Source organism: Kineococcus glutinatus, assembly GCF_039542765.1.
GTDB lineage: Bacteria > Actinomycetota > Actinomycetes > Actinomycetales > Kineococcaceae > Kineococcus_A > Kineococcus_A glutinatus.
This window is the reverse complement of the sequence record NZ_BAABIL010000294.1, coordinates 1-7,990: the sequence shown is the minus strand read 5'-3', so window position 1 is coordinate 7,990 and position 7,990 is coordinate 1. Positions and strand designations below refer to the sequence as shown.

The 7,990-nt window shown below is 75.7% G+C and carries 6 protein-coding genes; 5 read left to right on the top strand and 1 reads right to left on the bottom strand.

Features of this window, described 5'->3' with window-relative positions:
- The coding region (locus ABEB16_RS11610) for a beta-galactosidase (RefSeq protein ID WP_345712410.1) at window positions 1-2,300 on the bottom strand (2,300 nt) is incomplete at its 3' end.
- 228 nt (window positions 2,301-2,528) lie between these two features.
- Here ABEB16_RS11610 and ABEB16_RS11605 point away from each other — a divergent pair.
- The 5 genes from ABEB16_RS11605 to ABEB16_RS11585 form a co-directional block, all read left to right on the top strand.
- Complete coding sequence (locus ABEB16_RS11605) at window positions 2,529-3,845, top strand: ABC transporter substrate-binding protein (RefSeq protein WP_425560170.1); 1,317 nt, start codon at window positions 2,529-2,531, stop codon at window positions 3,843-3,845.
- Between the two features lie 82 nt (window positions 3,846-3,927).
- Entirely contained in the window at window positions 3,928-4,908 is a 981-nt protein-coding gene (locus tag ABEB16_RS11600; protein ID WP_345712408.1) for a carbohydrate ABC transporter permease, read from the top strand.
- 4 nt (window positions 4,909-4,912) lie between these two features.
- Window positions 4,913-5,818, top strand: coding sequence for a carbohydrate ABC transporter permease (locus ABEB16_RS11595; protein WP_425560169.1), 906 nt, complete (start codon window positions 4,913-4,915; stop codon window positions 5,816-5,818).
- Window positions 5,819-5,834: 16 nt separating this feature from the next.
- Window positions 5,835-6,878, top strand: a complete 1,044-nt coding sequence (locus tag ABEB16_RS11590; protein ID WP_345712407.1) for a LacI family DNA-binding transcriptional regulator — start codon at window positions 5,835-5,837, stop codon at window positions 6,876-6,878.
- A gap of 95 nt (window positions 6,879-6,973) precedes the next feature.
- Window positions 6,974-7,990 (top strand): ABC transporter transmembrane domain-containing protein (locus ABEB16_RS11585; RefSeq protein WP_345712406.1); only part of this gene is annotated, 1,017 nt, incomplete at its 3' end.

The window sequence follows — 7,990 nt, the reverse complement described above, 5'->3', positions numbered from 1 at the left end:
AGGGGGGCGGCGCCGGCGGGCAGGCGCAGGGCCGAGCCGGCGGACAGCGGCAGCAGGTGCAGGGTCGCCTCGCCACCGCGCGGCAGGCCGGCGTCGCGCAGGCTGGTCGTCCAGCGCGAGCCGTCCCAGAACCGGTCGGTGACCGCGCGCCCGTCGACGCGCAGCTCGGCCACGTCACCGGCCCAGTCGACGTGCAGCAGGACGTCGAGGTCCGCGGCGTGCACCTGCTCGGGCAGCGCGAGGCGGTGCACCGCCGCGGCCCGCTCGAACTGCTCCCGCGAGGGGGCGGACTGCCGGAGGTCGTGCGTGCCGTGGACGGGCGGGACGGCACCGGCCGGCCGCAGCGGCTCGGTGCGCACGTCGGCCCGGAACCCCTCGGCGGCGCCCTGTGCCTCGAGGGGCAGCGGGACGAGGGCCGCGGCGGTGGGGTCGTAGGCGAGGACCTCGGGGACGGGTGCGGCGCTGCGCACCTCGACGGCGCCGTCGGGGCCCCACGCCAGGTCCGACGCCGACAGCAGCAGCCGCCGGCCCGCGGGGCCGTCCTCGCAGACCCACGCGGTGGCCGCGTCCGCCGGGGTGAGGACCAGCACGTCGAGGGCGCCGGCCGCCGAGCGCAGCCGCAGCGGGGCGCGGCCGGCGGCGACGGGGTGGACGCACCGCTCGCCCGTGGTGGTGGGCCGCCCTGCGCGGCCGTCGACGAGGACGTCCGGGGCGAGGGCGAGCTCGACGTCGACACCCGCCTCCGCGGTGAGCACGAGGGTCGCCGCCCCGCCCGGCCGGGCCGCCGGCAGCACCGTGAGCGCCGAGGCGGTGGCCCAGTGCAGCCGCAGCCCGCCGAGCTCCAGACCCAGGGGCCAGCGGGCCAGCGTGCCCGGCGGGACGTCGAGGGGGCGCGAGGGCAGCTCGAGGACCTCCGCGTCCAGCTCCACGCGGAACCGGGCGCCGCGGTGGGTGGCCAGCGGCACGTGCGGCTGGTGCCAGGCGATGAGGAGGAAGCCGCTGCGGCCGTCGCTGCGCAGGGCCCAGCGCAGGGTGGTGGTGTCCTCCACCCCGGCGGGCAGCGCGTCGGGCAGGCTGGAGGGCATCTCCGCCAGCCGCGGGCCGAAGGCGGCGAGGAAGGCGTGCTGGCGGCGCAGCTCGGCGTGGCTGGGTGCGAGGGTGCCGGCCTGCCCGATCGGTGCGTGGAAGTCGTAGCCCAGGCGCGGCAGGTCGTTGGGGTAGCCGGTGGCGTGCGACTCCTGCAGGCCGTCGACGCCCGGCAGCCGCGGGTGGGGGTTCGTGCCGCCGGCGTACATGTAGTACCCCTGCCAGGCCGAGCCGTTGCCGATCTTGCAGTGCGCGACGGTGGCGACGTCCAGCGCCGCGGGCCGCGGGCGGCGGTGGTAGGCGGTGGCCATCCCGCCACCGAGCTCGCAGGTGGCCGCGGGGAACAGCGGCGAGGGGGTGCGCGGCTGCTCCGCAGCACCGACCTGCTGCTGCCGGCGCACGTCGGCGCCGATGCCCGGGTCGTCCCACACGTGGGAGAAGAGGTGGTGCGCGCGGAACGTGGGGTCCCAGGGCGCGTCGGCGTCCAGCCAGAACCCGTCGCCGTAGCCGCCGTACACCGGCAGCACCTCCTCACCCGGCAGGTCCGCCGAGCCCCAGGCGGTGGCCGTCCACAGCGGCGCGGACAGCCCCGCCCGGCGCGCGAGCCGCTTGAGGGTGAGCAGGTGGCCGGGCTGGTCGTACAGCTCGTTCTCCAGCTGCACGCCGAGGACGCCGCCGGCCGGGGAGCAGCGACCGCCCAGGGCGGCGGCGAGCTGGCCGAACCACCCGGCGACGAGCTCCAGGTAGGCGGGGTCGTCGGTGCGGTGCGCCACGGCGGCCACCTGCACCCAGTCGGGGAAGCCGCCGTTGCGCATCTCCGCGTGCACCCAGGGGCCGATGCGCAGCACCACCTCCAGCCCGGCGGCGCGGCACTCGTCGACGAACGCGGCGACGTCGAGGTCGCCGTCGAAGCGGGGCTCACCCGGGCGCTCCACGTGGTGGATCCACGGCACGTAGCTGGCCACGACGTCCACGCCGCCGGCGCGCACCTGCCGCAGCCGCTCGGCCCAGCGGTGGCGCGGGACGCGGCTGTAGTGCACCTCGCCGGAGACGGGGATCCACGGCACGCCGTCGCGCAGCAGGTAGCGGCTGGTGAGGGCCAGGCCGGGGCGGACATCCTCGGCGTTCGCCATCCGGGGGTGGACCAGCGGGGCGGCCCAGGGGCGGTGGCGCACGCGCAGCGGGTGCGGGGCGGGGGTGGGGTCGGCGGGCACGGCGGCCTCCTCGGGATCGACGTCGGTCCCGTGTCCGTAACCGGTCACAGGCGGCTCGGTGCGAGAGATTAGCTTGCGCTGGCACATCGCGGCACGGTCTTGACACGGCGCGGCAGGCTCGTCACTGTAACCGGTCACAGGCCGGTCCGGGGTGCTCCCCGACGCTCCGGCACCTCGCCGCGAGGACGCGGCGACGTCGATCGAGGAGGATCCATGCGAGGCAAGCCCATGCGCGGGAAGCCCACCACGCGAGCCGCCGCGCTGGCCGCCGCCGTCCTGCTGCTGGCCACCGGCTGCAGCGGTGGGGACAGCGCCACGGGCGAGGGCGGCGGGGACGGTCCGGTCCGGCTCACGTACTGGAGCTGGGCGCCGAACATGGAGCAGGTCGTCGAGGGGTGGAACGCCGAGCACCCCGACGTCCAGGTGACCGTCAACAAGCAGGACGGCGGCGACGCGGCGGTCACGAAGCTGCTGACGGCGATCAAGGCCGGCAGCGGCGCGCCGGACGTCATGCAGGCGGAGTACCAGAAGATCCCCACCCTCGTCTCCGCCGACGCGATCGCCGACATCTCCGAGCAGGCCGGCGACCTGGAGCAGCAGTTCTCCGAGTCGGCCTGGAACGGCGTCACCCTCGGATCCGACGCCGTCTACGGCATCCCGCAGGACACCGGCCCCATGATGTTCTTCTACCGGGCCGACCTGTTCGAGCAGTTCGGCATCGCCGTGCCCACGACGTGGCAGGAGTACGCCGACGCCGCCCGCGCGATCCACGCGGCCGACCCGACGAAGTTCCTCGGCACCTTCTCCGCCGCCGACCCCGGCTGGTTCACCGGCCTGGCCCAGCAGGCGGGCGCCTCCTGGTGGGGCGTGGACGGCGGCGCCTGGACGGTCGACGTCGACGACGAGGCCACGCAGCGGGTCGCCTCCTACTGGGGCGGCCTGGTCGAGGAGGGGGTGATCGACAACAAGCCGATGTACACCCCGGAGTGGAACACCGGCCTCAACGACGGCACCCAGGTCGGCTGGATCGGCGCGGTGTGGGGCCCGGGCGTCCTGGAGGGCAACGCCCCCGACACCAAGGGCCTGTGGAAGGCGGCGGAGCTGCCGCAGTGGGACGCGGCCGACCCCGCCAACGGCAACTGGGGCGGTTCCGCCACCAGCGTGACGACGCAGTCGGAGCACGCGGAGGAGGCGGCGGAGTTCGCCACCTGGCTCAACACCGACCCGGAGGCCGTCGAGGCGCTGGCGCAGACGGCGAACGTCTACCCCGCCGCGACCGAGGCGGCGAGCACGGCGCTCACCACCCCGCCGGCCTTCTTCGCCGAGCAGACCGACTTCTACGACGTGGCCGCCGCCGCCGCGGGGTCGACGAACTCCTTCACCTACGGTCCCAACGTCAACGTCGCCTACAGCGCCTACGCCGACGCGTTCGGCCCGGCCGCCGAGGGCAGGCGGGCCGCGGACTTCACCGCCGCGACGGCCGCCGTCCAGCGCACGACGCTGGAGGACATGGAGCGCGCCGGTTTCGAGGTCAGCGCCGGCTGAGGCCGCCCGCGGGCGGGCACGACCACCCCGCCCCACCCGCGAGCCGCACCCTCCCCGCGCCGGAACCCAGGAAGGCCAGGCGATGACGCCCACCACCACGACCGCCCGACCGGCCGCGAGGCCGTCCACCACCGCCGCAGCCCGCCGGTCCGCCCGCACCACCGGGCTGCGGCGCACCGCCGTGCCCTACGCGTTCCTCGCGCCGGCGCTCGTCCTCTTCGCCGCGTTCCTCGCGGCGCCCATCTGCTACGCCGCCTACCTGAGCCTGCGCGAGACGAAGGTCGAAGGCCTGGGGCTGGGCTCCGGCTCGCGCGTGGAGCGGTGGGCGGGGCTGGGCAACTACGCCCGCGCCCTGTCCGACCCGGAGTTCCTCGCCAGCGTCGGGCGGGTCGGGCTCTACGGCCTCGTCGTCGTCCCGTGCATGCTGGGCCTGGCGCTGCTCATGGCCCTGCTGCTGGACACCGGGCGCAGCCGCGTCGGCGGGTTCGCCCGCACCTCGATCTTCCTGCCGTACGCCGTGCCCGCGGTGGTGGCCTCGCTGCTGTGGGGGTTCCTCTACCTGCCGCGCATCAGCCCCCTCACCGACGTCCTCGGCGCCGTCGGCCTGCCCGTGCCGGCGCTGCTGTCGTCCTCCTGGATCCTCTACGCGGTGGCGAACATCGCGGTCTGGGGCGGCACCGGGTTCAACATGATCGTCATCTACACCGCGCTGCGGGCCGTGCCCGGCGACATCTACGAGGCCGCCCGGCTCGACGGCGCGGGCGACGTCCAGATCGCCCTGCGGATCAAGATCCCCACCGTGCTGCCCTCGCTCGTCATGACGTTCGTCTTCTCGCTCATCGCGACCCTGCAGGTGTTCGCCGAGCCGATGACGCTGCGACCGCTGAGCAACACCATCTCCGCGACGTGGACGCCGCTGATGACGGTGTACCGGGACGCGTTCACCCGCAACGACGTCCACGCCGCCGCCGCCACGTCGGTGCTCATCGCGCTCGCGACGTTCGCGCTGTCGTTCGGGTTCCTCAAGCTCGTCGGCTCGCGGGCCTTCAACCAGGAGAGGTGAGACGGTGTCCACCACCCACGCCCCCGCCACGGCCGCCGCGTCGCGCCCGCCCACCACGGCCGGCACCCCGCCCACCGCCCGGCCCCGCTCCAGCGCCGTGGTGACGGTCCTGCTGCTGCTCGGCGCCGCGTACTGCCTGCTGCCGGTGCTGTGGGTCCTCGTCGCATCCACCAAGAGCAGCGGGGAGCTGTTCTCCACGTTCACCTTCTCCCCCAGCACGCACCTGCTCGGCAACGTCGCCGACCTCAGCGCCTACCGGGGCGGGCTGTTCTGGCGGTGGATGGCCAACACGGCCCTCTACGCCGGCGTCGGCGCGGTGCTGTCCACCCTGGTCTCGGCGATGGCCGGGTTCGCGCTGGCGAAGTACTCCTTCCCCGGCAAGGGCGCCGTCTTCAACACCGTGCTCGCCGGGGTGCTCGTCCCGAGCGTCATCCTCGCCATCCCGCAGTACCTGCTGCTGGCGAAGGTGGGCATGACGAACACGTACTGGGCGGTGCTGCTGCCGAGCATCGTCAGCCCCTACGGCATCTACCTGGCGCGGATCTTCGCCGCCGCGGCCGTGCCCGACGACGTCCTGGAGGCCGCGCGCGTCGACGGCGCGGGGGACGGGCGGGTGTTCCGGCAGATCGTGCTGCCGATGATGCGCTCCGGCCTCGTGACGGTGTTCCTGTTCCAGTTCGTCGCGGTCTGGAACAACTTCATGCTGCCGTACATCATGCTCGGCGACGACCGCCTCTTCCCCCTCACGGTGGGCCTGAGCGGCCTGCTCAACCAGGGCGCGACGCAGCCGGCGATGTACACCGCCGTCGTCACCGGGGCGCTGCTGTCGGTGCTGCCGCTCGTGGCCCTCTTCCTCTGCCTGCAGCGCTACTGGCAGGTCGACCTGGCCGCCGGCGCGGTCAAGGCGTGAGGCCGGGGTGGCACCTATGATCCCGGTCGTGCCGAGCCAGCCCGCCGCGCGCAAGCGCCCCACCATCCGGGACGTCGCGCGCGAGGCGGGGGTGTCCTACGCCACCGTCTCCCGGGTCCTCAACGGCCGCGAGTGGGTCAGCCCGGAGGCGGCGCGCGCGGTGCGCGACGCCATCGCCCGCACCGGGTACACGACCAACCAGCACGCCCGGTCCCTGGCGACGGGACGCTCCGGTTCCATCGCGTTCCTGCTCACCGAGCCGCAGCACCTGCTGTTCGAGGACCCGAACTTCTCCGTGCTGCTGCGCGGGGTGGCGCAGGCCCTGTCGGACCGCCAGCTCACGCTCCTGCTCATGATCGCCGCGACGCCGCAGGAGCGCGCCCGCGTCCTGGGGTACCTGGCCGGCGGGCACGTCGACGGCGTGCTGCTCGTCTCCTCGCACTCGGGCGACCCGCTGCTCGGCCAGCTCGTCGGGGCCCGGGTGCCCACGGTGGCCTGCGGCCGGGTGCTCGGGTACGAGGGGCTCATCAGCTCGGTAGCCGCCGACGACCGGGCCGGCGCCCGCTCGGCCGTGGACCACCTCGCCCGCGCGGGGTGCCGGCGCATCGCGACGATCACCGGCCCGCTGGACACCTCCGGCGGGGTGGACCGCCTCGACGGCTACCGCGACGCCCTCGCCGCGCACGGCCTGCCGGCGGACGAGGCGCGCGTGGCGCACGGCGACTGGAGCCGGGAGAGCGGCGCCGCCGGGATGCGGGCGCTGCTGGAGCGCGGCGGCGACTTCGACGCGGTCTTCGTCGCCTCCGACCTGATGGCGGCCGGCGCGCTGCCCGTGCTGCGCGACGCCGGCCGCCCGGTGCCCGGCGACGTCCGGGTCGTGGGTTTCGACGACTCCGGCCTGGCGGCCACGCTGGACCCGCCGCTGACGACGGTGCGCCAGCCGCTGGACCGCATCAGCGAGGAGATGGTCCGCCTCCTCACCGAGGGCGTCGCCGGCCGCGCGCCGCTGTCGACGACCGTGCCGACGGCGCTCGTCGTGCGCGCCTCGTCCCCGGCCTGAGCCTGCGCACCACCCGTCCCGCGACGTCCCACCGCACCCCGCGGCGGCGCACCCGCGCGCCGCCGTGCACCACCCCTCTGCCGCGAAGGAGCGACATGAGCACGCCCACCACCGCCCTGACCCGCCGCGGACTGCTATCCGCCCTGCCGCTGGTGCTGGCCGCGATGGCCCGCGCCGACCTGGCCTCGGCGCTGGTGGTGGCGTGCACCCTGCCGCTGGTGCCGGTGTTCGCGGTGCTCGTGGGCTGGGCCACCGAGCAGCGGGCGCAGGAGCGCTGGCAGGCCGGTGCCCGGCTGGCGGGGCACTTCCTCGACGTCGTGCAGGGGCTGGCGACGCTGCGGTCGTTCGGGCGGGCGCAGCGGCAGGTCGCTGTCGTCGCGGAGGTCACCGACCGGCACCGGGCGGCGACCCTGCGGGTGCTGCGCACGGCGTTCCTGAGCTCCACGGCGCTGGACCTGCTGGGCACGCTGTCGGTGGGCCTGGTGGCGGTGGGGGCGGGGCTGCGGGTGGCGGCGGGGACGCTGGAGCTGGGGCCGGCGCTGCTGGTCATCCTGCTGGCTCCCGAGGCGCACCGGCCGCTGCGGGAGGTGGGGGCCCGCTTCCACGCCAGCGCCGACGCCGCCGCGGTCGTGGCGGAGGTCGACGCGGTGCTCGCCGCCGCGCCCACCTTCCCCTCCCCCGCTGGCGCGCCCATCTCCGGGTTCGGGCGCCCCACCACCCCCTCCCCCGCGCCCATCTCCGGGTTCGGGCGCGGAACGGACCCTTTCCGCGCGCCCGAACCCGGAGAAGGGCGCGGAAAGGGTCCGTTCCGAGGGCGGGACGACCACGGACGACCCGCCGTGGCGGCCACCGGCCTGCGGGTGCGGCACCCCGGCGCCGCCGCCGACGCCCTGGACCTGCCGCTCGTGGCGGTGCGCGCCGGGGAGCTCGTCACGCTGCGCGGGCCCTCCGGCGCGGGCAAGACGACGGCGCTGCGGGTGCTGGCCGGGGTGCAGGAACCCACCGCGGGGCACGTCGAGCGCACCGGCCCGGCGCCGCTGCACCTGCCGCAGCAGCCGACGCTGCCGCACGCCCGCACGGTGGCCGCCGCGCTGCTGCTGGACGGCGAGGAG